Annotated in this window: 25 protein-coding genes; 18 read left to right on the plus strand and 7 right to left on the minus strand. The window is 59.7% G+C overall.

The annotated features are described in order from the left end of the window. Positions 1–7 precede the first annotated feature (7 nt). A complete protein-coding gene (locus tag LJX92_RS11640; RefSeq protein WP_032876043.1) occupies positions 8–829 on the plus strand; it encodes an aldo/keto reductase in 822 nt (273 codons plus the stop codon). A 53-nt stretch (positions 830–882) separates the two neighbouring features. Here LJX92_RS11640 and LJX92_RS11645 read toward each other — a convergent pair whose 3' ends face one another. After that, positions 883–1,398, minus strand: a complete 516-nt coding sequence (locus LJX92_RS11645; protein ID WP_005788794.1) for an Hcp family type VI secretion system effector — start codon at positions 1,396–1,398, stop codon at positions 883–885. A gap of 483 nt (positions 1,399–1,881) precedes the next feature. On the opposite strand from LJX92_RS11645, the gene tssA reads away from it, so the two are divergent. Genes tssA through LJX92_RS11720 form a run of 15 tightly spaced genes read left to right on the plus strand, consistent with a single transcriptional unit; the run spans position 1,882 to position 19,188 of the window. Beyond that, on the plus strand, positions 1,882–3,435 hold the full coding sequence (gene tssA, locus LJX92_RS11650) for a type VI secretion system protein TssA (RefSeq protein WP_228309790.1): 1,554 nt from the start codon (positions 1,882–1,884) through the stop codon (positions 3,433–3,435). Positions 3,436–3,463: 28 nt separating this feature from the next. Beyond that, the gene (gene tssB / locus LJX92_RS11655; protein WP_228309791.1) at positions 3,464–3,961 is read left to right on the plus strand and encodes a type VI secretion system contractile sheath small subunit; all 498 of its coding nucleotides are present in this window, start codon (positions 3,464–3,466) and stop codon (positions 3,959–3,961) included. A 27-nt stretch (positions 3,962–3,988) separates the two neighbouring features. Next, positions 3,989–5,467: a type VI secretion system contractile sheath large subunit gene (gene tssC, locus LJX92_RS11660; protein WP_005788785.1), complete on the plus strand. Its 1,479-nt coding sequence runs from the start codon at positions 3,989–3,991 to the stop codon at positions 5,465–5,467. Between the two features lie 14 nt (positions 5,468–5,481). Next, a complete protein-coding gene (gene tssE / locus LJX92_RS11665; RefSeq protein ID WP_228309792.1) occupies positions 5,482–5,883 on the plus strand; it encodes a type VI secretion system baseplate subunit TssE in 402 nt (133 codons plus the stop codon). Next, a complete protein-coding gene (gene tssF, locus LJX92_RS11670; protein ID WP_228309793.1) occupies positions 5,873–7,660 on the plus strand; it encodes a type VI secretion system baseplate subunit TssF in 1,788 nt (595 codons plus the stop codon). Before tssE ends, tssF begins: the two co-directional genes overlap by 11 nt. Next, positions 7,624–8,637 (plus strand): type VI secretion system baseplate subunit TssG, encoded by a 1,014-nt coding sequence (gene tssG / locus LJX92_RS11675; RefSeq protein WP_228309794.1) that lies wholly within the window; start codon positions 7,624–7,626, stop codon positions 8,635–8,637. Before tssF ends, tssG begins: the two co-directional genes overlap by 37 nt. 8 nt (positions 8,638–8,645) lie before the next feature. After that, on the plus strand, positions 8,646–10,175 hold the full coding sequence (locus tag LJX92_RS11680; protein WP_228309903.1) for a sigma-54 interaction domain-containing protein: 1,530 nt from the start codon (positions 8,646–8,648) through the stop codon (positions 10,173–10,175). 34 nt (positions 10,176–10,209) lie between these two features. Continuing rightward, the gene (locus LJX92_RS11685; protein WP_223018579.1) at positions 10,210–10,341 is read left to right on the plus strand and encodes a type VI secretion protein; all 132 of its coding nucleotides are present in this window, start codon (positions 10,210–10,212) and stop codon (positions 10,339–10,341) included. Between the two features lie 11 nt (positions 10,342–10,352). Then, complete coding sequence (tagH, locus tag LJX92_RS11690; protein ID WP_228309795.1) at positions 10,353–11,549, plus strand: type VI secretion system-associated FHA domain protein TagH; 1,197 nt, start codon at positions 10,353–10,355, stop codon at positions 11,547–11,549. 5 nt (positions 11,550–11,554) lie between these two features. Further along, positions 11,555–12,040: a type VI secretion system lipoprotein TssJ gene (gene tssJ, locus LJX92_RS11695; RefSeq protein WP_032876027.1), complete on the plus strand. Its 486-nt coding sequence runs from the start codon at positions 11,555–11,557 to the stop codon at positions 12,038–12,040. A gap of 1 nt (position 12,041) precedes the next feature. Further along, positions 12,042–13,370, plus strand: coding sequence for a type VI secretion system baseplate subunit TssK (gene tssK, locus LJX92_RS11700; RefSeq protein WP_078821531.1), 1,329 nt, complete (start codon positions 12,042–12,044; stop codon positions 13,368–13,370). A gap of 5 nt (positions 13,371–13,375) precedes the next feature. Beyond that, positions 13,376–14,236, plus strand: a complete 861-nt coding sequence (gene icmH / locus LJX92_RS11705) for a type IVB secretion system protein IcmH/DotU (protein WP_228309796.1) — start codon at positions 13,376–13,378, stop codon at positions 14,234–14,236. Positions 14,237–14,252: 16 nt separating this feature from the next. Further along, positions 14,253–17,621, plus strand: a complete 3,369-nt coding sequence (gene tssM / locus LJX92_RS11710) for a type VI secretion system membrane subunit TssM (RefSeq protein ID WP_228309797.1) — start codon at positions 14,253–14,255, stop codon at positions 17,619–17,621. After that, on the plus strand, positions 17,588–18,349 hold the full coding sequence (locus LJX92_RS11715; RefSeq protein WP_050549295.1) for a PP2C family protein-serine/threonine phosphatase: 762 nt from the start codon (positions 17,588–17,590) through the stop codon (positions 18,347–18,349). The genes tssM and LJX92_RS11715 overlap by 34 nt, the downstream gene beginning before the upstream one ends. Next, on the plus strand, positions 18,346–19,188 hold the full coding sequence (locus LJX92_RS11720; protein ID WP_032876012.1) for a serine/threonine-protein kinase: 843 nt from the start codon (positions 18,346–18,348) through the stop codon (positions 19,186–19,188). The genes LJX92_RS11715 and LJX92_RS11720 overlap by 4 nt, the downstream gene beginning before the upstream one ends. An 8-nt stretch (positions 19,189–19,196) precedes the next feature. On the opposite strand, the gene LJX92_RS11725 is transcribed toward LJX92_RS11720, so the two are convergent. Both LJX92_RS11725 and LJX92_RS11730 read right to left on the minus strand, forming a co-directional pair. Continuing rightward, positions 19,197–19,526 (minus strand): DUF6388 family protein, encoded by a 330-nt coding sequence (locus LJX92_RS11725; RefSeq protein ID WP_032876009.1) that lies wholly within the window; start codon positions 19,524–19,526, stop codon positions 19,197–19,199. Positions 19,527–19,536: 10 nt separating this feature from the next. After that, on the minus strand, positions 19,537–19,791 hold the full coding sequence (locus LJX92_RS11730; RefSeq protein WP_228309798.1) for a hypothetical protein: 255 nt from the start codon (positions 19,789–19,791) through the stop codon (positions 19,537–19,539). Between the two features lie 343 nt (positions 19,792–20,134). Here LJX92_RS11730 and LJX92_RS11735 point away from each other — a divergent pair, with 343 nt between their 5' ends. Continuing rightward, positions 20,135–22,204, plus strand: a complete 2,070-nt coding sequence (locus LJX92_RS11735) for a PTS sugar transporter subunit IIC/EAL domain-containing protein (RefSeq protein WP_078821526.1) — start codon at positions 20,135–20,137, stop codon at positions 22,202–22,204. Between the two features lie 86 nt (positions 22,205–22,290). Here the strand turns inward: LJX92_RS11735 and LJX92_RS11740 are convergent, their stop codons facing one another. Next, a complete protein-coding gene (locus tag LJX92_RS11740; protein WP_187432789.1) occupies positions 22,291–22,428 on the minus strand; it encodes a hypothetical protein in 138 nt (45 codons plus the stop codon). A 140-nt stretch (positions 22,429–22,568) separates the two neighbouring features. Here LJX92_RS11740 and LJX92_RS11745 point away from each other — a divergent pair, with 140 nt between their 5' ends. Further along, a complete protein-coding gene (locus LJX92_RS11745) occupies positions 22,569–23,156 on the plus strand; it encodes a LysE family translocator (RefSeq protein WP_032803577.1) in 588 nt (195 codons plus the stop codon). Here the strand turns inward: LJX92_RS11745 and LJX92_RS11750 are convergent. The 3 genes from LJX92_RS11750 to LJX92_RS11760 form a co-directional block, all read right to left on the minus strand. Continuing rightward, a complete protein-coding gene (locus tag LJX92_RS11750) occupies positions 23,098–23,991 on the minus strand; it encodes an AraC family transcriptional regulator (RefSeq protein WP_223018585.1) in 894 nt (297 codons plus the stop codon). The genes LJX92_RS11745 and LJX92_RS11750 overlap by 59 nt on opposite strands. Before the next feature lie 77 nt (positions 23,992–24,068). Next, positions 24,069–25,670: an ABC transporter ATP-binding protein gene (locus LJX92_RS11755; protein ID WP_032875996.1), complete on the minus strand. Its 1,602-nt coding sequence runs from the start codon at positions 25,668–25,670 to the stop codon at positions 24,069–24,071. Between the two features lies 1 nt (position 25,671). Continuing rightward, complete coding sequence (locus LJX92_RS11760) at positions 25,672–26,691, minus strand: ABC transporter permease (protein ID WP_005788757.1); 1,020 nt, start codon at positions 26,689–26,691, stop codon at positions 25,672–25,674. Position 26,692 lies beyond the last annotated feature (1 nt).

A 26,692-nucleotide genomic window follows, 5' to 3' on the forward strand; every position in this document is an offset into this window, starting at 1 on the left:
GGTTGTCATGCGTACCATTGATCTGGCCGGTGTTCCCGTCCCTGTCATCGGCCAGGGGACCTGGCGCATGGGCGAAGACCCAAGCCGGCGCCGCGCCGAAGTTGCTGCGCTGCAACTGGGTATCGATGAGGGCCTGACGCTCATCGATACCGCCGAGATGTATGGCGACGGCGGTGCCGAAGAGGTGGTCGCAGAGGCGATTCGTGGCAAGCGCGACCAGGTATTTCTGGTCAGCAAGGTCTATCCGCATAACGCCAGCCAAAAGGGGGTGCCTCGCGCCTGCGAAGCCAGCCTTCAGCGCCTTGGCACCGATTACATTGATTTGTATCTGTTGCACTGGCGCGGCCAGTACCCACTTGAAGAAACTGTCGAAGCGTTCGAGCGTTTGCGCGAGGCCGGCAAAATCGGCCGCTGGGGTGTTTCCAACTTTGATGTGGCAGACCTGCAGGAGCTCGCATCCCCTGCATGTGCGACCAATCAAGTGCTCTACAACATTGAAGAGCGCGGGATCGAGTTCGACCTGTTGCCATGGTGGCAACAGCATCATTTGCCACTGATGGCTTATTGTCCCATCGCCCAGGGTGGTGAGCTGCTGTCGAGCCCGACCCTCAAGCAGATCGCACGTCGCCATGAGGTCACACCGGCCCAGGTATCGCTGGCGTGGGTCCTGCGCCAGGAGGGTGTCATCGCAATCCCCAAGGCGGTCACACCTGAACACATCCGACTCAACGCCGCAGCTGCGAAGCTGGTGTTGGATGAACATGACCTGGACGCTATCGATCGTGTGTTCGCAGCGCCCAAGCGTAAGCACCCATTGGCGATGGTGTAACCGGCCAGCAGGAACGGCGCCTTCCCTGGCAGCTGTTCCCGCTCTAGCCGTGGTTAGCCGGCCACTGGGCTGCGCCAGTCGTCCGAGCCGGAAGTTCCGGCCACTTCGTGAGTCCAGATGATCTTGCGATAGGTGAAGTGCACATCCTCCAGATGAGTGAAGTGGGCGTTGTCGGGGTCCTGGCAGTTGGGCATGCGTGACTGGATGTCCACGATAGTCGCACCCTCCAGTTCAATGGTGAAGTAGTGCTCCTGGGTTCCGGCGGACGAGGTGCGCAGCCATTCGAGGCGGCAGGAGACTTCTTCACCGCTGGTCAGGGCGCTGAACAGCAACGGTGACGATTTATCGAAAACCTTGCTGATCATCAGCGGCTTGTGCACGCGCTGACCTGTCGGCTGGCCCGATTGCGGATCGCGAGGAATGATCACCTGATGGGCAAATGCCTGGACCAGTATCTGATCCTCATGACCTTCCTGATAAATGTTGCCTACCGAGTCCTGAGTAAATGTGCCTGCCGTGATCAAACCTTGTTTGACTCCGGTGATGGAGAGGTACGCGGGTGTTGGCATGATTGGTTTCCTTGCCGGGTTGAGTAGGTTTTGCCGAACAGCGAAATGGCTGAACGGGTAGGTGCCTATAACCTATAACAAGAAGCGTGCCTGAAAGTGTGAAGTTCAATGAAATAAGGGTGAGCACTGTTTGGTGCGCTGCGTATTGGGTTTTTATTCCGGGCTATGGGCTGTTTTTAGTTATAAAAGTTGCGCATCGATGCGCACTTAGTTGCTCACGTGTTTTTACGGTGAAGTATACGGCTGGCCGAGCTAACAGAGTTGTTGTTACTCGAATGTGTGCGCAAATAGCTGCGCAGGCCAAGATTATAGCGGCGCGTAGGATGTTTCTTAAGTTTTGGTCCGTCGCTTGCTCATTGCTTTATGCATGGCTAAGGTTCTTGTGTCTCGATATGTTTGAACGGAACTTAAGGGCTCTCTGATACGTACTTTAATGGCGTTAAGTTTGCCTATTTTGCCTTGGATGGTTGTGTGCGGCCGAAAATGAGTCATTCAAAAGAACTGTATGCCGATTATTTGCTACTTGCACGAGCAGCCTGTTCGCCAGGTAGTTTCGTGGGCATTGATATGCGCTTTTCCAACGAGTTCGAAGCGCTGGAAGGCGAACTTGGCAAAGCGCAGTCGGTTCATGGCAATGGGCTGCCGGATTGGCAGCGGGTCAGCGAAATCAGCGAATGCCTGCTGCGTGAGCACTCCAAGGATCTGCGTGTCGCCTGCTGGTTGACCTGGGCCTTGTATCAGCGTGATTCATTGGCTGGATTGCTGGCCGGCCTCGGTGTGCTGCGTGAGCTCTGCGAGCACCATTGGGTGCACGTCTACCCTGGCAAACTGCGTACCCGCGTTGCAGCGTTTGGCTGGTTGGTGTCGCGTCTTGAGCAAGCGTTTGCAAAAAAAATCTCGCTCAATGATCAACAGCCTTTATTTCAAGCGTTGCTGGAACACCTCGAACATCTGGACCAACTATGGGCCCAACATCTGGGGAGTGATGCTCCCGTGCTGCTGCCGATTCGACGGCAATTGGCGGAGCGCCTGGCCGATGCCGCGCAAGGGGCGCCAGAAGCTGATGGGGGCGCGGGTGCTATTCCCGGCGTGAGGCAAGCGGCGGTCCAGTTGCCCACCCCCGAGCAATCGGTCAACAGCGAAAAAGAGGCGCACAAATTACTGCGCTCATTACAGGAACAGGCCCGGCCTTTATGCGCCTGGTGGTTGCGCCAGAACGCCACCGACCTGCGGGCTTTGCGCCTGGGCCGAACCTTGGCATGGCTGATGCTCGTCAACTACCCCGACGCCAACAGTGAACGCATAACCGCGCTGCGCCCATTGGCCGCCGACAAGCTCAAGCGTTATCAGGAGCGCTTGAGCCAAGGCCATTACGCCGATGTGCTGTTCGAACTGGAAGTCAGTCTGGCCGGTGCGTTGTTCTGGTTCGATGGTTTGCGCATGGCCTGGGAGTGTCTGGACGGCTTGCACGCGGACCTGGCCATGGCCGAACTGGAGATACATTTCGCGCTGCTGCTGCAGCGCCTGCCAAACCTGACGGAGTACCGCTTCGACGACGGCACCCCCTTTGCCGACACTGCGACAGCCGAGTGGATTGCGCTGCACGTGATGCGCCATGTGCGCAAGCCTGCGCCCAGTGAAGTCGTGACCGACCTGACGACCCAGCCCTGGGACGCGGCGTTGGAAGCGGTAATGCCTTGTCTGCGCAAGGACGGGCTCAAAGCCGCGGTGGGTGTGATCAAGCAAGGCTTGCAGGGCGCGGTCAGTGATCGCTGCCGTTTTCATTGGCGCCTGGCGCTGGCCAGGCTGTGCATGGCGGCCGGCAAACACGAGCTGGCCAGGATCCAGCTGGAGCAACTCGATCTTCAATTACAGCGCACGGGCCTGGAAAGTTGGGAGCCGGCGTTGGCCCTGCAAGTCGCTCAGCTCCTGTACCGCTGCTACGACCTGCTACCTCAAAGCCAAGCCATACGCGACGGCAAGGATGCCCTGCATCGCCGGTTGTGTCATTTCGACCTGGAAGCAGTACTTCAATAGCGCCTCATCAAATAAAAGGAAAAGCACCATGGCCAAAGACGGTTCGGTAGCCCCCAAGGAACGTATCAATATTACCTTCAAACCCGCGCTCGGCGGTGCCCAGGAAGAGGTCGAGCTACCGTTGAAGCTGCTGGTGCTGGGGGATTTTTCCAAACGTGCGGACCTGCGCAAGCTGGAAGATCGCAAGCCCATCGGTATCGACAAGCACACCCTCGACGAGGTGTTGGCCAAGCAAGCAGTGAGCCTGACGCTGAACGTACCCAATCGCCTCCAGGATCAAGCCGACGTGGAAGAACTGGCGATCCAGGTTCGCATCAACGCGATGAAAGACTTCAATCCCGCGAATCTTGTCGAGCAGATCCCGGAGTTGCAAAAGCTGATGGCACTGCGTGAAGCACTGGTGGCGCTCAAGGGACCATTGGGCAACACCCCAAGCTTTCGCAAGGCGATCGAGCAGGCATTGACCCATAGTGATTCCCGCGCACGAGTTCTGGCCGAGCTTGGGCTGCCCAGCCCAGACGCCTGACATTTTCAGTAAAAGGACACTGATACCATGACCACGATTCAACACGAGCTGCAATCGGTACAGACTATCCACACCTGCAGCATCCTCGACAACATCACCGCCCAGACATTGCTGAGCGCCGACGACGAGGCTTACGGCATCGCCAAGCGCGGCGTATCGGCGTTTATCGCGGAGCTGCTCAAGCCACACAACCGTGACGAACCGGTAAAGAAACGCCTGGTCGACCGGATGATCGCCGAAATCGATACCAAGCTCAGCCAGCAAATGGATGAGATCCTGCACCATCCCGACTTCCAGGCGCTGGAAGCTTCCTGGCGGGGGTTGCAGTTGCTGGTCGACCGCACCAATTTTCGCGAGAACATCAAGATCGAGCTGTTGAATGTCTCACGCGAAGACCTGCTGGATGATTTCGAGGATTCCTCGGAAATCACTCAGTCCGGGCTTTACAAGCATGTTTACAGCGCTGAATACGGTCAGTTCGGTGGGCAGCCGGTGGGTGCGATCATTGCCAATTATTTTCTCTCGCCCAGTGCGCCCGATGTAAAGCTGATGCAATACGCCTCCAGCGTCGCCAGCATGGCTCACGCCCCCTTTATTGCTGCGGCGGGGCCGAGTTTCTTTGGCTTGGAAAGCTTCACCGGGCTGCCCGACCTGAAAGACCTGCGGGATCACTTCGAAGGGCCGCAGTTTGCCAAATGGCAAAGCTTTCGCCAGAGCGAAGACGCCCGTTACATTGGCCTTACCGTCCCGCGCTTTCTGTTGCGCACCCCGTATGACCCCCTTGAGTGCCCAGTCAAAACCTTTGCGTATCAGGAAAACGTGGTTAACAGCCACGAGCATTACCTGTGGGGCAATACCGCCTATGCCTTTGCCACGCGCCTGACAGACAGTTTCGCTCGCTTTCGCTGGTGCCCGAATATCATCGGGCCGCAAAGCGGCGGGGCCGTCGAGGACCTCCCACTGCATCACTTCCAGAGCATGGGCGAGATTGAAACCAAGATCCCTACCGAAGTGCTGGTATCGGATCGGCGCGAATACGAGCTGGCCCAAGAAGGGTTCATCGCCTTGACCATGCGCAAGGGCAGCGACAATGCAGCGTTCTTTTCCGCCAGCTCCGTGCAAAAGCCCAAATCCTTTGGCATCAGTGAAGAAGGCAGGGCGGCAGAACTGAATTACCGCTTGGGCACCCAATTGCCCTACATGATGGTGGTCAACCGCCTGGCCCATTACCTCAAGGTTCTGCAACGCGAACAGTTGGGCGCTTGGAAAGAGCGCACGGACCTTGAGCAGGAACTCAACAAGTGGGTTCGCCAATATGTGGCGGATCAGGAAAACCCCAGCGCCGAAGTGCGTGGACGGCGCCCACTGCGTGCCGCGCGCATCGTCGTAAGTGATGTCGAGGGCGAGCCAGGCTGGTACCGCGTCAACGTGACAGTGCGCCCGCATTTCAAGTACATGGGGGCAGACTTCACCTTGTCCCTGGTTGGCAAGCTCGATAAAGAATGAGCAGAGGCCAGGGCATGGTTCAGCACAACAGCCTTTTCGAGCGTCTTGAATACGGTGCATCGACGCGAGGGTGTCCTGTGGCGTCCATCGCCGCACATCTGGGGAAAATGCTCAGCACACGTGCGGGCAGTGTCCAGACACTGGCTGATTATGGTTTGCCTGATCTCAACGACATGCGACTGAGCCTGCATGAATCATTGACTCAGTCGCGGCTGCATATCGAGCGTTTTATCCAGGCCTACGAACCGCGACTGGCGAATGTGCATGTCAGGCTGTTGCCCGATGTGCGTGGGTCCCTGGTCCTGGCATTTGCAATTGAAGCTGAGCGAGTTATCGACGGCGTCCTGCAACCGGTCGTGTTTCAGGCCCGTCTTGCGCAAGCCGGGCGGGTAGAGGTTTTCGTCCATGACGTTTAACCGCTACTTTCAAAGTGAACTCAGCGGCCTGCGCCAACAAGGGCGGCGTTTTTCCGAGCGCAATCCAGCTCTGGCGCCGTTTCTTGCTGAGGCCGGCCAGGACCCGGATGTCGAGCGTTTACTGGAGGGGTTTGCATTTCTGACCGCTCGCCTGCGACAAAAGCTGGATGACGAACTGCCGGAGCTGACGCATTCGTTGATGCACTTGTTATGGCCCCATTACATGCGGCCAACACCGGCCTTCAGCATCCTGCAATTCGACCCCTTGAAACGTGCCGGCCCCAGTGTTCGAGTGGCCCGGGACACCGCCGTGGAAAGCGCTCCCATCAAGGGTGAGCGTTGTCGGTTCCGCACATGCTATGCCACCGACATCATGCCCCTGCAACTCAGTGGCCTGGAATACCGCTGCCAGGGCGAGGGAGCCTGGCTGGAGTTGCAACTGACCATGAGTACCCAAGGTAACTTCAGTGAGTTGGCATTTGATTCGCTGAGGCTGCACTTGGCTGGCGACCACTACATCAGTCAGGGCCTGTACCTCAGCCTGTTGCGCCATGTCGACAGTATCTGCCTGTCGCTGCTGGATCACGAGGGTGTACCGGTGAGGACCCGCGACGGGCTACCTGTAACGCTGCGCCTCAGTGCCGGCCAGGTTCAGCCAGTGGGGTTTTCCCCGGAGCAGGCGCTGATTCCTTATCCGCAGAACACCTTTGATGGTTATCGGCATCTGCAGGAGTACTTCGCTTTTCCCGAGAAATACCTGTTTGTCGACGTCGAAGGGCTGAACGTGGTGCACACGCTGCCTGACGAGCTGCTACGGGAGACGCATGGCATGGTGATGCGCTTCGAACTTCACACCCAGGGCCGTGATCCCCTGCGTCCAACCCTGGACAACGTGAAGCTGTATTGCACGCCCATCGTCAACCTGTTCAAACAGGATGCGATCCCCATTCGCCTGGACGGTAAACAGGATGAGTACCTGTTGGTACCTGGGGAATATACGCCGGGCAATGCCAGTGTGTTTTCCGTGGACCAGGTCACCGGGTGGCGCCCCGGCGGGTTGGGCTACCAGACCTATGTGCCGTTCGAGTCGTTTGAACATGACTGCGATCACGAGGCTTCGGCGGCACCCTCCAGTTACAGCATTCGCCAGCGTTCGTCGGTACAGCATGGCGGGCTTGATACCTGGATGGGATTCCCCAGCCGCCGCGAACAGGGCCAGGAAACCCTGTCGGTCGAACTGACCTGTACCAATTGCAACCTGCCGCGCCAACTTCGTGCAGGCGAAATCACCCTGCCCGGGGAACAGACCCCGGAGTCATTGGGGTTTTGCAACATCACCACACCCACAGCGAGCTTTGCGCCGCCACTGGACCAGGATTTTTTGTGGAAGCTCATCAGCAATATGTCGGTCAACTATCTGTCGTTGACCGATATCAATGCCTTGAAAGTGATACTCCAAACCTACGACTTGCCGCGCTATCACGATCGACAGGCGCTGAAGGTCAGTCAGAAAAGGTTGAGCGCTTTGCGCTCCATTCGCCATGAGGCAGTGGACCGTCTGCACCGCGGTCTGCCTGTTCGAGGCTTGCAGGTCGAGCTGACGGTTGATTCCCAGGGCTTTGTCGGTCAGGGCGATCTGTTTGTATTCGCCTCTGTTCTCAATCAGTTCTTTGCGCTCTATGCAAGCCTCAATTCGTATCACGAGTTGCGGGTCATCAGCACACAAGGAGACGTGTACCTATGGCCATCCCGGATGGGGCAGCAACCGCTGTTTTGACTCAACTTTGCCGTGTGATTCGTGAGTACACGCTATTTCAGGCGATTGTGCAGGTCATCGAACGACTGCGCGAGGCTCATCCGCTGCTGGATGACGAGGCGCTGTATGACCAATTGGAGTTCCAGGCCAACCCCGGTTTTGGGTTTGCCGCGCACGATATCGACCGTGTGGAGTTTTTCAGCGAGCACGGGGCCTTGCGCGCTCGCTTGCGTCTCAACGTATTGGGGTTATTCGGTGCTGGCTCGCCGCTACCTGCGTTTTACGCCGAGCAAGCGTTTGCCGAGCGTTCGGGCGGCAACCCGACTCGAGATTTGCTTGATCTGTTCCATCATCGCCTGCAGCGCTTGATGTTGCCGATCTGGCGCAAATACCGTTATCGGGCGTGTTTCCGGGCAGGTGCTAACGACAGGTTTTCCGAGCAGATGTTTGCCTTGATGGGGCTGGGCGACAGCGCAATTCGCAGTGCTTCGCAGCTTGATTGCAAGCGCCTGCTGCCTTATCTGGGCCTGCTGAGTTTGCGAGTGCACTCGGCTGCGCTGATCGAGGCTGTCCTGCGTTACTACTTCAAGCACGACGCGTTGTTTATCGAGCAATGGGTGGAGCGCACGGTCGAGGTCAGCCAGTTGCAATGCAATCATCTGGGGCGGGCCAACAGTGCCCTTGGTCAGGACCTTGTCCTGGGGCATCGCATCGCTGACCGCAGCGGTAAGTTCAGGGTGCATCTTCTGGCGCTGGGTTGGCAGCGTTTCCATGATTTTCTGCCTATCGCTGAGGCGTACCAGCGGCTGTGCGCGCTGGTGCGACTGACCCTGCGCGACCCTCTGGAATACGACCTGCGCCTGACGTTGGCGCCGGGCGAGGTCAGGCCGTTGCACATCGGCGAAAACACGCTTTGCCGCCTGGGCTGGACCACCTGGCTGGCGCATGAACAGGCCGACGGCGTGGTTACGCTTGCCAGCAATTTTCACAGGGGTTGATGATCATGATGAATGTGGACCTGCCAGGCGAATTGTCCGACCCACTGGTATACGCCAATGCGCTGGCCGCCTGCTTTACACGCCTGGCGTTGTACCGTGATGAACAGGCGCTGCCTGACGCGCTCGTCGCCGGTGTGGCACAACTGAGCCAGTGCGAACTCAGCCAGTTTTACCTGCTCAATGAAGTGACCGGTCGCCTTGAACTGATTGCCCAACATTTGTCCGAGGCGGCATCGATGGTCGTCGCGGTCGCAGATTCTGATCTGCACCATCCACCCCTGTTGAACCATACCTTGAGCCAAGGTGCTGTCCTGAGCCTGGAAGATGTGCAGAGCAGTTGCCATGACGTTAATTTCCTGCCCGTACCGGTGAAGCCCTGGCGGGCGCTGTTGAGCGTGCCGTTGCTCAATCGTGGTGAGCGGGTCGCCGGTGTACTGCTGTGCGCTCGGCAACAGCCGGGCCAGTTGCAAGGCTACGCCACCTCCCTGGCGCAGTTGGGCAGCTTCGCCGTGAACCAGCTGCTGGTACTGCGCAGTATGCAGCCCAACGTTGATTCAAGGCTCAGGTGCAACAAGCCATTGGCCAGGGAGTACGGATTGATTGGCTCCAGTGCGGCGATGAAACAGACGTGCCATTTGATCAGTAAAGTCCTGCATACCCCGTATACCGTACTGCTGTGCGGCGAGACCGGTACCGGCAAGGAAGTGGTAGCTCGGGCCATTCACGCGGCCGGCCCGCGCCGGGAGAAAGCCTTCGTCGTGCAGAACTGCGCAGCGTTCCCTGAAGGGCTGCTTGAGAGCGAGCTCTTCGGTTATCGCAAAGGTGCGTTCACGGGGGCCGAGCGCAATCATGCGGGTCTGTTTGATGCCGCGCACGGCGGTACGTTGCTGCTGGATGAAATCGGCGACATGCCGCTGGCACTGCAAGCCAAATTGCTGCGGGCCTTGCAGGAGGGCGAGGTTCGGCCGCTGGGTGCCAGCGCGGCGCATAAGGTCGACGTGCGGATCATTGCGGCCACTCATCGCGACCTCGCTGCGATGGTCGCCGAGGGGCGCTTTCGCGAAGACCTCTATTACCGGCTCGTGCAGTTTCCGATCACGTTACCGGCCCTGCGCGAGCGAGACGGCGACCTGCTGCAACTGGCGCGCTATTTCACTGACGAGGCGTGCGCGGCGCTGGAGAGGTCACCCGTGGGTTGGTCCACCCTGGCCCTTGATCAACTGTCCGGCCACGCCTTTCCCGGCAACGTACGCGAGCTTAAATGCATGGTTGAGCGTGCCGTGTTGTTGTGTGACGCCGGCGTGATCTTGCCGGAGCACCTGGCGCTGCCACCGACTGCGGCGCCGGCCGCGAGCGACGATGTGACGCTGCGCCAGCGCATGGAACGAGTAGAGCGAGTGTTCCTGCTCGATTGCTTGCACAAGAACCATGGCAATCGCACCCGTACCGCGCGGGAGCTAGGGGTTGCCCGACGCACGCTGCTTTACCGTCTTGCACGCTTGAATATCCCCGTCGGCGATGCCAGGGAGAAATGCTAATGGTGCACTTGATTTTTACTGTGGGAGAAACCTGATGCCTGACCGTCCATGGCACGCCGTGTTGCTTGTGTTGTGTTTGCTGGGTGGCTGTAACGCCAACTACGTGTTCGATGATGCCGAGTACCGTCCTCTGGGTGACCCACAGGCAATTACTCGTGGCCGATGAATAGAGGGATCATGACGATGCAGCTTGTGTTTGAGGTCTGTACGGTCGACAGCGCCAGCGCCGAACCCTCGGCCCATAAGGTATTTGACGCAGTGGGCGGCGTGATTGGCCGCGGCCCCGGATGTGACTGGGTGATACCCGACCCCAGCCGCGTGCTCTCCAGTCACCATGGATTAGTCGGTTACCGTGAGGGCCGCTATTTCCTAACTGATATCAGCCGCAACGGTATTGGCGTGGCAGGCAGTGCTGAACGCCTGCGCAAGGGGCAGGCGCGATTGATCAATGATGGGGATGTATTCGAACTTGGGGCGTTGGCGCTACGTGCGCGTTTGTTGCAACCCGCACGACCTTGCGGCGAGCTGCGTACCAGTGCGGCAGTACCGATTCCCGATGATGCCTTCCTGTCCCTGGACCCTCTGCACGCGCTGGACCTGGAGCACCAGCAGCAGGCCATCTCGGATGACCTGGCAGCATTGAGCGAGGCTGTTGATGAGCAAGGGGTGTGGGCCGAACGCCACGGGACCGATAGGGAGCATGTGACATTCCCGCGCCGGGCAGAACCCGGGGTAGAGGTTGCTGCGGTGCACGTTAGTGCAATGGCACCCTCGACTGATGAAGTGTTCTGGTCAAAGTTCGCGGCGGCCTTGGGCGTGGGGCTCGACGCACTCGACCCAGCGGCCAGGGAGGTGCTGGCGATCAAGGTCGCGGGCTTGTTTCGCTTGACGATCCAGGGGCTGCAACAAGCCCTGCGCACGCGTGAAGAGTTGCATCACGAATGGGGGAGGTCGTCGTTCGACAGTCAGGGCGCAGCCCGGAACCCTTTGAAAATGTTCAGCGACACCAACGCGGCGTTATCCGCACTGCTGGATACAGGGGCTTTGGGCCAAATGCCCGCCTCGCGGGCCATTGGTCTGGCTCATCGGGAGCTGCAGGTACATCAGGTCGCGCTGCAGGCTGCCTGTCGCAGCACCGTGAACAAGGTGTACACGGCCTTCGAGCCGAACCATTTGGCCTGGTGCTTTGAATCTCAGGGCAAGCCGCCACGATTTTTCACCGATGGCGCGCGTTGGCGTGCTTACCAGCGTCACTACCAGCGTTTGGTGGCGCAAGGGCCGTTGAACGATCGCCCGTTGAACGGCGATTTCGCCACGGCCTATGAAGAACAGGTGCGCCTGATCTCCTCCCTGCACATTGATTTTTCAGGATGATATTCATGTATCGAGCTACCCGTGCTTTGGTGTTGCTTTTGTTTGGTTTCTTGGCGGGTTGCAGCGCCGTATCGCCTTTTTCCACGCTGACCAAGCTGGACGTTGTGTTGACCGCCAACGAGCACGTCAACCCTGACCTGCACGGTCGCCCCTCTCCCGTGGTGGTGCAGTTGATCGAACTGCGCCATGGCGTAGCCTTCGAACATGCCGACTTCTTCAGCCTGTATGACAAGGCGCAGCAATTGCTGGCAAAGGACTGGGTAAGCAGTGAAGAAGTCGAGCTGCGTCCAGGTGACCACCTGGCGCTCAAACTCCGTATCGGTCCCGACAGTCGTTTTGTAGGGGTGTTGGCGGCTTACCGAGACTTGCCGCACGTTCAATGGCGGCAGTTGATCCCCGTGACTATGCACCAGCGCAACCGTGCCGATCTGGTGCTGGACCAGGACGGTATACGCGTCGTCGACTCGCTCGCCGGGATGGAGGTGCGCTGAGATGCCTGTTCATAAAGTGATCTGGCAAGAAGGCATGTTGCTGCGGCCACAGCACTTGCAGCACAACGACCGCTATTACCAGCAGCAACTCAACCAGACGCGCCTGTTGGGCAGTGATGCCTGGGGCTTCCTTACGCTGGAATTGAATGAGCAATACCTAAAGCTGGGCAAGCTGGTGGTCAACCAGGCGAGTGGCGTCTTGCCGGACGGTAGCTTGTTTGATTTGAGTGCCGCTATGGAACCGCTGGTGTTGCAGGTGCCAACTGATGCGGGCAGGCAGGGCATTTACCTGGCACTGCCCCTGGCCAGCGGCAATCACCTTGAGGTCCGCCAGCCTGAACAGAGCGATGTTCTGGCGCGTTACCTGCGATGCGAAGTGGAAGTGGGAGACTCCAACCTGGGTGTAGATGCGCGTTGCCGAATCAGCTGCGCACGGCCCGACTTACGCCTTGTATTGGGCGAGCAGGCGGGTGATCAGAGCTTCGTCAAACTCAAGGTTGCCCAGGTACTGGACGTCAGCGGTGAAGGGGGCGTGAGCCTGGATACCGCGTTCATCCCGACCTTCATTTTCGTGCAGGAGCATGGCTACTTGGCGTCGTGCCTTAACGAAGTCGTCGGTCTGCTTGCCAGCCGCGGCGATGCCATCGCGGCGCGCATTCGTGGCGAGAGCACGGCTGCAAGCACACAACTCGGTGATTTCCTGATGCTGCAGGTGATCAATCGTACCGAACTTGCGCTGCGGCACTGCCTGAGCCAGGCCCAGGTTCGACCCGAAGCGCTGTTCCGCCTGTTGGTGTCGATGCTCGGCGAGCTATCAACGTTCGCCTGTGACAGTAAACGCGCGCAGCTGGACGTGCATTATCGACACAGCGACCAGGGCGCCAGTTTTCGTGGGTTGATGGAGCGCCTACGCGCCGTCCTGTCGGTGGTGCTTGAGCAACATGCGATCGAATTGACATTGCAACCACGCCAGTACGGCGTTCTGGTCTGCCCGGTCAACGAGTTGAAATTGCTCGGCACGGCCACGTTCATCCTGGCAGCCACCGCGCAGTGTGAGGCAGAGGAACTGCGCCAGCGCCTGCCGGCACACCTGAAAGTCGGGCCGGTAGAGCGCATACGTGAGTTGGTCAACCTGCACCTGGCCGGTATCAAGGTCAAGCCGCTGCCAGTGGCGCCGCGGCAGATTCCGTTTCATGCCGGCAAGACCTACTTCATCCTCGATATGAGTGCCCCCGAGATCGCGCAATTGCAGCAGTCGGGCGGTTTCGCGTTCCACGTAGGCGGTGACTTCGCCGGGCTTGAACTCAACTTTTGGGCCATCAGGAATTGAATGCCATGGACAGTGAGTACACACAGGATGAAAGAACCGTCCTGCTCGACCGCGAGGGTCATGGGCCTGCACAGGGGGCATTGACGGACTTCCCATCGCCGCCACGCTATGAGCAGCTGGAAGATCGCATGATCTATGCCGGCCGTATGCTCGATGCGTCGAGCTTCAAGGCTGGGCTCAACCCGCTGGTGGCTGCGGCTTGGGCGGTGTTGTCCGAGATCGTGGCGCTCAGGGTCTGCTCTGGTCGCGAAGACCTGGGCACGCTCAACGACCGATTGTCATTGACGGTGACTCAATTCGAAACCCGCGCCTTGCAGGGCGGTGTTGAAAGCAGCCAAGTCATGTCGGCGCGTTATGTGTTGTGCAGTGTGATCGATGAGGCGGTTGTTACTACGGCGTGGGGGGCACAGAGTGAATGGTCGAAGGTTAGCCTGTTGAGCCGCTTTCATAACGAAACCTTCGGGGGCGAAAAAGTTTTCCAACTGCTGGAGCGTCTATCACGCGACCCGGTGAAGAACCTGCCGATGCTGGAGCTGCTTTACCTGTGCCTATCCCTGGGGTTCGAGGGCAAATACCGAGTGATGGAGCGCGGCATGTCGCAACTGGAGGGTGTTCGCGATGCCTTGTATCGCCAGATCCGGCACGTACGCGGGGAGCCGTCGCCGGCGCCACCCGTACCCGCGATGCACGGGGCGAGCCGGCGTACGGGGTTGTGCGTTGTTCCCGTTACCTGGTTGGTCATCTTCACCCTGGTTTGCTTGCTGGCAATGTACACAGGATTTGCCTGGGTGCTGAGCAAGGAGCGCGCGAACGCGCTGCAACCGCTTCAATTTTCGGCGTCGGATTTGATCCGCACGTCCTTGTAAACGCAGGGAGCAAAGAATGAGCGCATTCTTCAAGGGTGTGGGCGCCGTGCTGGGCCGGATTTGGGTTTGGAGCCTGTTGCTGGCGCTTTCGTGTGCGGCAGTGGTGTGGTTTTGGGGGCCGCTGCTGGCGGTGAATGATCAGCCTGTTTGGCAGGGCGCGACGGCTCGCCTGGTCACCATCAGTGTCGTGTTTCTGCTTTGGGGGTTGGTGATGGTCCTTGCCGGCGGTGGTCGTGCCGCCCGGCGTCCACGGTCTGAGCGCCAGCCCCGCCAGCAGCCGTCGACACGTGTGGAGAACGAATACCGCTGCGTACGCACTCGGTTCAAGGATGCGGTTCACCTGCTGAAAACCTCCAGCCGTTATGGAGAGCGCAGCGCGCGTTGGCGCCATGAGTTGCCCTGGTACCTGTTGATGGGTGAGCCGGGCAGTGGCAAGACGCAGCTGCTGGCGGCAGCCGGCTTGCAGTTATCGCCTGAACACGCTGACAGGCGACCGACGAGCAGCAGTGCTCATTGCGAGTGGTATTTCGCCGACGAAGGCGTACTCGTCGACACCCCGGGGCGCTATCTGACCCAACCTGACAGTGCAGTGGATGCCGCAGGCTGGGCCACCCTGCTGAATCTCCTCAGGTGGCGCCGCCGGGTGCGCCCGCTCAACGGCGTGGTGGTGGCGCTGTCGGTAGACACGTTGCTCAACACCAGCGAGTACGACCTGGATCACCATGCCCGTCGTGTGCACGCGCGCTTGCAGGAGATCCGGCAAACGCTACATGTGGATGTGCCGATCTATCTGGTGTTGACCCAGGCCGATCGATTGCCGGGATTCGCTGAGTTCTTTGATTCACCCCATGGGGAAAGTGCCGACAGTCTGCTGGGGCAGCCACTGGACGTCGGCAGCGGCATGGCTGAAATTACTCAGGTGCACGAGGCCGTCGAGGGATTGTTGCAGCGTTTGAACGGTGAGCTGATTGCGCGACTGCACCAGGAGGGCAACGTTGAACGTCGTGGTCAGATCCTGGAGTTTCCCCAACAGGCGGCACGCGTCGGTGAGCGTGTAAGCCTGTTCGCTGAAATGGCCTTTTCTGCTCATCGCTACCAACCCATCAATGGTTTGCGAGGGTTCTTCCTGACCTGTGCCGATGACAGGCATGCACGTTTTGTGAGGGGGCTGTTCAGCCAGGTGATCTTTGCCGAAGCCGGTCTTGCCAGCCTGCAAGCCCAGGAGCAGCAGCGCATCCGTCAGCGCCAGGGCCTGCAAGCGATGACAGTCGCGCTGATTCTTGGCGGTGTCGGTGGCCTGTGGATGTACAGCTACAGCGTCAACCAGCTACGCCTGGTCCAACTGGCGGCATTGGTCGCCCAGACGATGCCGGCCACAGGGGCTCAAAACGATGAAAGCCCGGCGTTGTTGGGGCTGTTGGATGCGCGGTTGGCGGCGACCCGGGTGTTTCCGGCGGCGCAGGATGTGCGCTTGGTCGAGCGCCTCGGCCTGTATCAGGGCGAGGTGAGTCGTGCCTGGGTAGACCAGGCTTATGAGCAGGCGCTGCAACAGCAACTGCTGGTCTGGATAACCGCGCAGCTTGAAGAACAGATAGACGCAAGCCTGGGGGATCGCGAACGGTTATTGGATAACCTGCGTGCGTATTTGATGCTCAATCTGCGCGAGCGCCGTGACGCCACCTGGCTGGCACAGCATGTGACAGGCCTTTGGTCGGTGCGTTTTGCCGGGGATATGCCCACGCAGAAGCGTCTGGGAGAGCACTTGGCACGGCTGCTTGAACGGCCGTTTGTCACACCGCTCAACGATGAACGAGTGGCCCAGGCCCGCGAAGTGCTGAGAGGGGAATCTTTGGCCGATGGCGTGTATCGAGTATTGCGCGAACAAGCGCGCAACCTGGAACCGTTGCGCCTGGCCGAGGGTAAGGTATTTGCCACGATCGACCCGCCTGTTCCCGGTTTCTATACAAAAAGATATGTGCAGTACTTTGAGGCGCAGGGCCCGAGGCTGGTCAATGCCATCGCTCAGGATAATTGGGTGCTGGGGCAGGGCACCGACCTGGGGCCACAGGATCTGCGGCGGTTGATGGCAGAACTGCAGCAACGCTACTTCAGTGAGTATGCCGATGCCTGGAGCGACGTACTCGGACGAGTCAGGCTGCAACAGACCGACAGCCTGCGCCAGGATGCCGACCAGCTCATGAGCCTGACCTCGGCACAGTCCCCGTTGATTCGGCTATTGCAGCAGTTGCGGGAAAACACTCGTTTGCTGCCAGGCCATGTGCTGCTGGATAAGGTGTCCCAGCATTCGGGAGAGCTGGCAGGGCTGGCCAAGGCGACGTTGACGGATGGGCAGTCGGTTTTTGACGATGCGCCACGGCGGGCATTGCAGCAGCGGTTTGAACCCTTGCATCAGTTGCTCGATGAGCAGCACAACCCCGGCGCAGAGCTGGCCCAGGCGTTGCGTTTGCTCGGTGAGCTGCACCTGCAACTCACGGCATTGAACCGTGACAGTGCGCCAGAACAGGCGGCCTTCCTGCGGGCTCGACAGCGTATGGAGGGGCAGCAGGATGTACTGGGCAATTTGCGTGATGCTGCTGCGCGTCTGCCGCTGCCGCTTGCCGGTTGGTTCGAGGGCGTGGCCGACGACAGTTGGCGGCATTTGCTGGAGCAGGCGTATGTGCATGTCAATCAACGGTATCAAAGCGACGTACATAGCCTTTATGCCAAGGCCCTTCGCCGACGTTATCCATTCAATGCCCATGCAAGCAGTGATGTTGCGCTGCATGATTTTCAGGAGTTCTTCAAGCCGCAGGGGGTAATGGCACGTTTTTATGAGGGATATCTTCGGCCTTTCATCAGCGCCGATGGCAGCCGCTACAGGTTGCGTGGGTTGGATGGCCAGAGTTTGCCGGTTTCGCGCTCGCTGCTGGACCAACTGACGAAAACCCAGGTAATCCGCCGCGGCTTTTTCAGCGAGGACTCGGGGGAGTTATCTGTGCGATTTACCTTGGCGCCCTACAGCCTGGACCAATCGGTCAGCCGAGCCGTACTGCGGTTTGGCGACCAGCAGTTGGAATATCGGCACGGCCCGATCACACCCATGCCGTTTCATTGGCCCACCGAGGCAGAGAATGGGCGCAGCAGCCTTGTGCTGGACAGAGGTACGGAGCAGCGCCCGTTGGGGATCGAGAAAAACGCAGGGGCCTGGTCGCTGTTCCGGTTTTTCGATCTGCTGCAGAAAGAACCCGCAAGTGGTGCAAATATGCAGATTTTCAAGGCAGACCTCGCCGGTCTGCGCGCCAATTACCTGCTGACCAGCCAGCGCACGCCAGGGCCGTTTGATATGGACACATGGCGCACCTTTCGATTGCCGGAGCAACTGTGAGCCAGGCCGGCGCCCATTGGCGCAGTGCCGGGCGCACCCAGCGAGGGCAGGCGCGACTGCGTAATGAAGATGCGTTTCTGGACAACCCGCATGGCGGTTGCTGGGCTGTGGCGGACGGAATGGGCGGCTATCGGCACGGTGATGTCGCCAGTCGTTGGGTGGTCAGCCACCTGGCTTCAGTGCCGGCTCATGGCAACCTCCATCAACGGATCAATGCCGTTCGGGAAAGTTTGCAAGGCGTTAACCAGCGATTGCGGCGCGCGTGGACAGAGCCCGACACAAATGATGGCGCGACGATGGGCAGTACCGTGGTTGCCTTGCTGTTGGAGAACGGGCGGGCGGCCTGTGTCTGGGCTGGAGACAGTCGCTGCTATCTATGGCGGGGCCAGAACTTGTACCAGTTGTCCAAGGATCACTCGCTGCTGCGGCGCCTCATGGACGAGCGTCATATCAGCGTGGCGCAAGCCCAGGCGCACCCCGATGCCAGGGCCTTGACCCGCGCCGTTGGTGCGCGCTCGCGTTTGGACCTTGAGGTATTGGAGCTCAGTACTCGCCCTGGGGATGTATTCCTGCTGTGCAGCGATGGCCTGTATCAGACCCTCAGCCATGTCGAGGTGGGACGGGCGTTGAGCAGGAGAACGCCCCGGCAGGCGGTGGAACAATTATTCGCCGGGGCGTTGCGCAGGCCGGTGCGAGATGACCTGACCGCAGTTGTGGTGCAACCTTGAACCTGGCGGTCGCACCATCCCGTCTGCTGGCAGGGCGTTATCACCTTGAGCACGTCCTGGGCAGCGGCGGCATGGGTGTGGTGTACCGCGCGCGCGATCTGTTGCATGAGCAATTGGGCCAGCCTTGCTCCAGGGTGGCACTTAAGCTGCTGGGCGAGTCCATTTCCCAGTGCCCCGACGCGCATGTGCTGTTGTACGGCGAGTTTGCGTTGGCTCGCAGCCTGCGACATGACCGTGTGGTACGGGTGTTTTCCTTTGAGGTCGACACCCACAGCAAAATTGCGTTTTTCACCATGGAGCTGCTGCAAGGGGTGACCCTCGACCGGCTGCTGCTGGAGTGCCCCTATGGTTTGCCCTGGCAGGAACTGCAACCCATCGCGCTGCAGTTGCTGGATGCTTTGGCCTACATCCACCAGAAGAACGTCCTGCATGGCGATGTGAAACCCGCCAACGTCATGGTGGGAGAGGAGGGCGTATGTTTGTTCGATTTTGGCCTGGGGCATGCTCAGACGCAGGAGGCGATGGGTTTGCCAAGTGTCAGCCGTACTCGTTTCAATGCCTGGACACCCGCCTACGCGGCCCCGGAGTTACTGGACGGCGGTGCGCTGAGCGGCGCTGCGGACGTATACGGCATGGCTTGCATTGTGTATGAGCTGGCTAGTGGCCAGCGCATCGGCGCACGCTCTTTCACTGACCGGCTGGCCCGGCCCGCGCAATTACCCAGGCACTGCTGGCCGGCATTACATTCGGCGTTGGCGATAGATCCGCAGCGTCGAACCGTAACAGTCGCCGAATTGCGCCAAGTGATGGCCTGTAGCCGGCCACGCTGGTACTTGTAGGGTAAAGGTCAGACCGCCAGGCCATGCAGCTGGCAATACTCCACCCAGTCCATACCGGCCATCTGTGCGACTTCTTTATGCACTTCGCGGCGCTGGGCCTCGAAGGTTTCGGTGGAGTCGGCCGTCAGTTTAAGGGTCAGTTCCCAGGCGAACAGGTGTTGCTGCTCCGCGTGGGCTTCGAACGCTTCGTGCAAGCGCTCGGCGCGATACTGCGCCAGGGTTTCCCCCCTGGCCTGGGCGGCCAACGGGTTGAGGTTGTCCAGCTCAGCGGCGATGTGTGGCTGATCGCGCAAAAACCTGTCCAAGGCGAGCTGGTAAGTATCGCTGGGTGCTGACAAGGATGTGCCCTTAGTGCGAAGGACGGGACTTGGAATCGCCTGAGTGCGCGCTGGGGTGAAGGCGCGCACGTTTGCGGGCTCTGCGTCGCATCCAGTTCTGCAACGGCGCCAGCAAGAAGAACATCAGGTAAGCGACTAGCACCAGTGCCAGGTCAACCCAGGTTTCAGCGACAGGCCCGGTGAACAGCTCAATGACATTCTTGATTACAAACAGCAGCACCACACTGCACAACCACAGCAAAATGGTGACAAATAGGGGACGCATGTTGCTTGACCGCTTGTCTTGCATAGTGAAGCTCTCTCCTTTGTGCCTGTTGTCGTTCCAGGCCTGATTCCCTGACTGCGTACCTGCTGGTTTGCAAGTTGTAACATCCTTTAACACGCAGACAGACGCGGATGATACCGACTCAGATAGCCTTAGGGGTTGCTTCAAGTCAGAAAGTTCGATAATTCGGTGGGAAATAAGTGCAGCTATCGTGCGTTTTATCCCAAGAAGCGCGGTGCGGCTTGGCAAAAGTCTTTTGCTCCTGCACTCAGGGCGTGTAGCGTTAGCGTGTGTTTCCAGCCCTGGCTTCCAGCGGCAATAGGTGACGGGCAGAGGACGGCTCATGGCGCAAACGCTGTTCAAACTTTTCCTTACCCAGCGCCTGGCGGTCTTGGCCAGCACCGAGTCGTTGCGTGCGATTCGCGAGGGGTTGTTGTGGATACTGCCGTGTTTGTTGGTATCCGCCGGATTCCTGATCCTGTCCGAGTGCGCCCAGGCGTTGGGGTTCGCCCCTCAGGTAGTGAGTTTCCTGGCGGGGTTGCACAACCAGATCAGCTCGGTGATTCCCTTGCTGGTTGCGGCCTCCATCGGTTACATGTTGGCGATCCAGCATCGCCTGCCACAGCTGCCGGTCGCCTTCCTGTGCCTGGCCCACGTGGTGGTTGCCACGTTCGTATTGCGCGAGTATCCCCGGGCGTCGGCCACCTTCCTGCTGTTTATTGCCATCGCTTCGCCCTTGATCAATGTGCCGGCCATTGCCTGGCTGCACCGTTTTCGCTGGACACGTCTGGTCAACGAAGACCTGGTTGGGCATAACCTCAAGGGCACCATCAACATGGTGATCCCTGGCGCGATCACGGCGTTGTCACTGGTGATGATACTGACGTTGCTGTTGCTGATTCCCTACGTGGCGCAATTGCAGGGGCCTCAGGTGCTCGATGCGTTGCAATCGCCTTACAGCACTGGGTTGTTTGTAACGCTGATGAATTCGCTGCTGTGGTTCTTCGGCATTCACGGCGTCTATGCCATGCAGCCGTTGTTCGATGTACTGGACCAGGCCGTGGTGCTCAACGGTGCGGCGCTGGCGGCGGGACAGCCGGTCCAATACCTGCTCAATAACGGCCTGCTCGGCAGTTTTGCGTTTATCGGCGGATCGGGCGCGACCTTGTGCCTGCTGCTGGCGATCCTGGTGTTTTCCCGCAGCCACTCCATGCGGTTACTGGCGATCGCCAGCTTGCCGTTGTCGTTATTCAACGTCAGCGAGGTGCTGTTGTTTGGCTTGCCGATCATTCTCAACCCGCGTTTGTTCATACCGTTTCTACTGGTGCCGGCGTTCAACGCGATGGTGGCTTTGACGGTGGTGCAATTGGGCTGGGTCTCGCCGGCGGTGGCCAGCGTGCCGTTTACCGCGCCGGTGCTGCTCAATGCCTACCTCAGCACCCATGGCGACGTGGCGGCTGTGGCCCTGCAAGTGTTGCTGTTGGGCATGGGCACGCTGGTGTATGCGCCCTACGTGCGGGCCATTCATCGTCAGTCCATCGACGGTGGCACGGTTTACCTCAAGTCTCTGGACATGACCTTTCGCGGACTCGAAGAAAAAGGCCGCCTGCTGGAGTTCGATCCGGTAATGGCCTCCCACCGGACCCTGGCGCGGCAGGCCGTTGAATTGAGCCGGATCCAGCAGATCAGCGATTACGAGTTCTACCTTGAATTCCAACCCCAGGTGTCTACCCGTACCGGCTTGTGCACCGGGTGCGAGGCATTGATGCGCGCCCGGGACAGCCACGGCACGGTGCATTCACCCTGGGAGTTCCTGCAATGGCTGGCACAAGCCAGGCTGATGCCGGACGTGGACGTGTGGGTGGCGTCCCAGGCCGTGCGCCAGTATCAGAAGTGGCGCAAGATCGGCTTTGAACTGCCCATGACCATCAACATTTCCAGTGCCACCTTGAAGGACGCTGCCTATGGTGATCGCCTGGTGGAAATTCTTGCCCAGGCGGATGGCCGGGTGTCGGTGGAAATCACCGAAGATGCGCTGGTCAGCGATATTCCCGCCGCCCGCCAAACCATCCATAAACTGCAGGCCACCGGAGCAAAAGTGTATCTCGATGATTTTGGCACCGGGTTTTCCGCGTTGAGTTACCTGCACCAGTTTCCTGTGGACTTTATTAAGATCGACCGCAGTTTTGTGGTGGCCCAGCGCGACCCCAAGGGCGCCCAGGTGCTGACCGGCATGTTGCGGTTTTGTGAGGCGTTGAACCTGGGCGTGGTAGTGGAGGGGGTGGAGACTGCCGAGCAACTGGCGTTCTTGAGTACGGGACCTGAGTTGTTTATCCAGGGGTGGTATTTCAGCAAGGCATTGCCGGGTGATCAGTTGCCGCGCTTTGTGCGCGAGCGGGCGGCGGTGGTTTGATCCGGCGGTGGGGACGACCGGATAGCCAGACGCTCTTGCCCCACCACTCGGCGATTGGCTAGCGGCAGGTCTGGTCCGTCATGGTCTCACGAGGCGCCAACGTCGTTTTCGTCGATGACCGTTTTTTCGTCACGTTGGGGCAATGCACAGGTCGGGCTGGGCGTGGGCAGACTGGACATGATGATCAGCGGGAGCAGTACCAGCAGGTGCTTGAGTGTTGACATGAAGAGTGAGTCTAGGCCTGGAATCACGCCTTTACAGAATCACCACAAATGTTCACCAAGGGGCATTTTGTTCAATATCCGCAGTGTCTGAGCCTTTACCGTGAAGTCACCTGTGTTTGACTTAACAAGAAGGGACTGCAATGAGCTTGATCATTTCCATGGCTGCTTTCGCCCTGGCCACCTCCATTACCCCTGGCCCGGTCAACGTGGTTGCCCTGAGCAGCGGTGCACGCTTTGGCTTTGCCGCCAGCCAGAAACATGTGTTCGGCGCGGCAGTCGGCTTCACTTTACTGCTGGTGCTGATCGGCCTGGGGCTGCATGAAGTGCTGGTGCGCTGGCCGATACTGACTCAGGTGATCCAGTGGGGCGGGGTGGCTTTCCTGTTGTATATGGCTTGGAAACTGGCGATGGATGACGGTCGACTTGACGCTGAAGGCGCCGCTACCGCGCCATCGATGCTGTACGGCGCGATCATGCAATGGCTCAACCCCAAAGCCTGGCTGGCCTGCGTGGCCGGGATGGGGCTGTTCGTGGCCGATGGCGATGCGGGGCAGGTATGGCTGTTTGCGGCGCTTTACCTGGTGATTTGCTACCTGTCGGTAGCGTGCTGGGCGTATGCCGGGACGTTTTTGCGTCGCTACCTGAACAACCCGCAGGGCGTGCGCCTGTTCAACCGCTCAATGGCCGCGTTGCTGGTGGCCAGTGTGGGTTATTTGCTGATGGCTTGAGGTTCTCGCGGTACTGCCCGGGCGTGGCGGCAAAGTGCTGTTTGAACGTGCGCTGGAAGTGCGCCTGGTCGGCAAAGCCTGCGGCCAGGGCGACATCGGCAATCAGTTCGCCGTCGCGCAATCGAGCGCGGGCGAACTGGATACGGCGATTGACCAGGAAGGCATGGGGTGTCAGCCCGTAATACTGCTTGAAGGCGCGAATCAGGTACGACGGCGACAGCTCGGCTGCCAGGCAAATGTCCTCCAGCTTCAACGCCTCGGTGCAGTGTTCACGGATGAAGTCCGCTGCACGCTCCAGCTTGTGATTGACCTCCCGTATCGGCGTAAGCGAGGGGTTCAAACGCTGCTGGACTTCGCTGAAGTAACCCACCAGCGCGCTCTGTTTGTGCAGCAGTTCGGCCTGCTCATCCACCAACAGTCGGTACAACGCCAATAAGCCGTTATACAGCGAGACGTCTAGGGTGTAGGGGGTGCTGAACGGGCGGTAACCCTGGTCGGTGCTGAAACCCAACTGGTGCTGCAGGTCGGTCAGCCAGGGTGTGTCCAGGTAGAGCATATGGTAGGACCAATGCTCATTCTGGATAGGGTTACAGGCGTGCACGTCGCCGGGGTTCATCAGCACCACGGTGCCTGCGCTGATCTCGAACGTCTGTGTGTCGTAGTGGTAATAGCTGCGCCCGGCGGTGATCGCGCCGATGGAAAAGTGCTCATGGGCGTGCCGGGTATAGGTGACTTTGCGCCCGTCGGCAATGGTGCGCGCCTCGATAAACGGCAAGCGTTCGTCGCGCCAGAAACAAGGCGCCTGAGCGGGGCGGGCAGTGGTGTTCAGCGACATGGCGGTGGCTCCATCCCTTGAGAGATCGAGGGCTGATCTTTACACACACCGCCAGTGGCGTCAGCCTTGATGTGATGTCAGGCAGGTACCAAAAAGGCGGCCTTGAGCAATTGGCGGGTGTAGGCATGTTGTGGGTCGGCAAAAATCGCCTTGGCATCGCCTTGCTCCACCACCTGGCCTTGCTTGACCACCATCAGTTGGTGGCTGAGCGCCTTCACCACCGCCAGGTCATGGCTGATAAACAGGTACGTCAAGTTGTACTTGGCCTGCAAGCCGCGCAGCAACTCAACCACCTGGCGTTGTACCGTGCGGTCCAGGGCCGAGGTGGGCTCGTCCAGCAAAATCAGGCGCGGCTTGAGCACCAGGGCGCGGGCGATGGCGATACGTTGGCGTTGGCCACCGGAGAATTCGTGGGGGTAGCGATGACGGGATTCGGGGTCCAGGCCCACTTCCCTGAGCGCTGCGATAATCGCTGCTTCCTGCTCGTCAGGCGTGCCCATCTTGTGGATGCGCAAGCCCTCGCCGACGATTTCGCTGACGCACATGCGCGGGCTCAGGCTGCCGAATGGGTCCTGGAACACCACCTGCATTTCCCGGCGCAACGGGCGCACCTGTTGCTGGGTAAGCGTGTCCAGTTGCTGGCCTTCGAAGCGTATCCCGCCCTTGCTGCCGATCAGGCGCAAAATCGCCAGGCCCAGGGTGGACTTGCCCGAGCCACTTTCACCGACGATGCCCAGGGTTTGCCCCTGGGGCAGGCTGAAATTGATGCCGTCCACCGCCTTGACGTAATCCACGGTGTTGCGCAAAAAGCCTTTCTTGATCGGGAACCAGACTTTCAGGTCGTCTACTTCCAGCAACGGTGGGCCGACCTCATTGCCGGCCGGCCCGCCGCTGGGCTCTGCTGCCAATAATTCCTGGGTATAGGGGTGCTGGGGCGACCGGAACAATGTCTCGCACTCGGCCTGCTCCACGATGCAACCTTGCTGCATCACGCACACGCGATGGGCGATGCGTCGCACCAGGTTGAGGTCGTGGCTGATCAGCAACAGCGCCATGCCCAGCCGCGCCTGCAACTCCTTGAGCAACTCCAGGATCTTCAACTGCACGGTGACATCCAGGGCCGTGGTCGGCTCATCGGCGATCAGCAGCTCCGGCTCATTGGCCAACGCCATGGCGATCATCACCCGCTGGCGCTGGCCGCCGGACAATTCGTGGGGCAGCGCCTTGAGGCGTTTGTGCGGTTCGGGGATGCCCACCAGCTCCAGCAATTCCAGGGTGCGCCGGGTGGCGGCCTTGCCCGTCAGGCCCTTGTGCAGGCCGAGTACTTCGTTGATTTGCTTCTCGATGGAGTGCAGCGGGTTCAACGAGGTCATCGGCTCCTGGAAGATCATTGCAATGCGGTTGCCGCGAATATGCCGCAGGGTCTTTTCTTTAAGGGTCAGCAGGTCTTGCCCGGCGTATTCGATAGTGCCGCTCGGGTGTCGCGCCAACGGGTAGGGCAGCAGCCGCAGGATCGAGTGGGCCGTTACCGACTTTCCGGAGCCGCTTTCGCCGACCAGTGCCAGGGTCTCACCCCGTTTGATGTCGAAACTCACCTGGTTGACCACGCGGTGGTGATGTTCACCGGTGACAAACTCGACACTGAGGTCACGGATTTCAATCAGATTGTCCGGATTCATCTCATTTCCTCGGGTCGAACGCATCGCGAGCGGACTCGCCGATAAACACCAGCAGGCTCAACATGATCGCCAGTACGGCAAAGGCACTCATGCCCAGCCACGGCGCTTGCAGGTTGGATTTACCCTGGGCCACCAGTTCACCCAGCGACGGCGAACCCGCCGGCAGGCCGAAGCCAAGGAAATCCAGGGCGGTGAGGGTGCCGATGGCGCCGGTAAGGATGAATGGCAAAAAGGTCATGGTCGAGACCATCGCATTGGGCAGGATATGGCGGAACATGATCGCGCCGTTCTGCATGCCCAGCGCCCGTGCTGCGCGCACGTACTCAAGGTTGCGCCCGCGCAGGAACTCGGCGCGCACCACATCCACCAGGCTCATCCAGGAAAACAGCAGCATGATCCCCAGCAGCCACCAGAAGTTGGGTTGCACGAAGCTGGCGAGGATGATCAGCAGGTAGAGCACCGGCAGCCCCGACCAGATCTCCAGAAAGCGCTGCCCGGCCAGGTCGACCCAGCCGCCATAGAACCCCTGCAACGCGCCGGCAATCACGCCGATGATCGAGCTGAGCACGGTCAGGGTCAGAGCAAACAGCACCGATACGCGAAAGCCGTAGATCACCCGCGCCAGCACGTCACGCCCCTGGTCATCGGTACCCAGCAGGTTGACGCTTGAAGGGGGGGCAGGGGCGGGGACCTTCAGGTCGTAGTTGATGCTCTGGTAGCTGAACGGGATCGGTGCCCACAAGGTCCAGGCATCCTTGGCCTTGAGCAGCTCCTGGATATACGGGCTCTTGTAGTTGGCTTCCAGGGGGAATTCGCCGCCGAAGGTGGTCTCGGGGTAGCGCTTGAGCGCCGGGAAATACCAGTCGCCGTCGTAATGTACGGCCAGGGGTTTGTCGTTGGCGATCAGCTCGGCGCCCAGGCTCAGCCCGAACAGGATCAGGAACAGCCACAGCGACCACCAGCCACGTTTGTTGGCCTTGAACCGCTCGAACCGGCGGCGATTGAGGGGGGACAGGTTCATC

The sequence above is a fragment of the Pseudomonas sp. HN8-3 genome (assembly GCF_020790195.1).
Lineage (GTDB): Bacteria > Pseudomonadota > Gammaproteobacteria > Pseudomonadales > Pseudomonadaceae > Aquipseudomonas > Aquipseudomonas synxantha_A.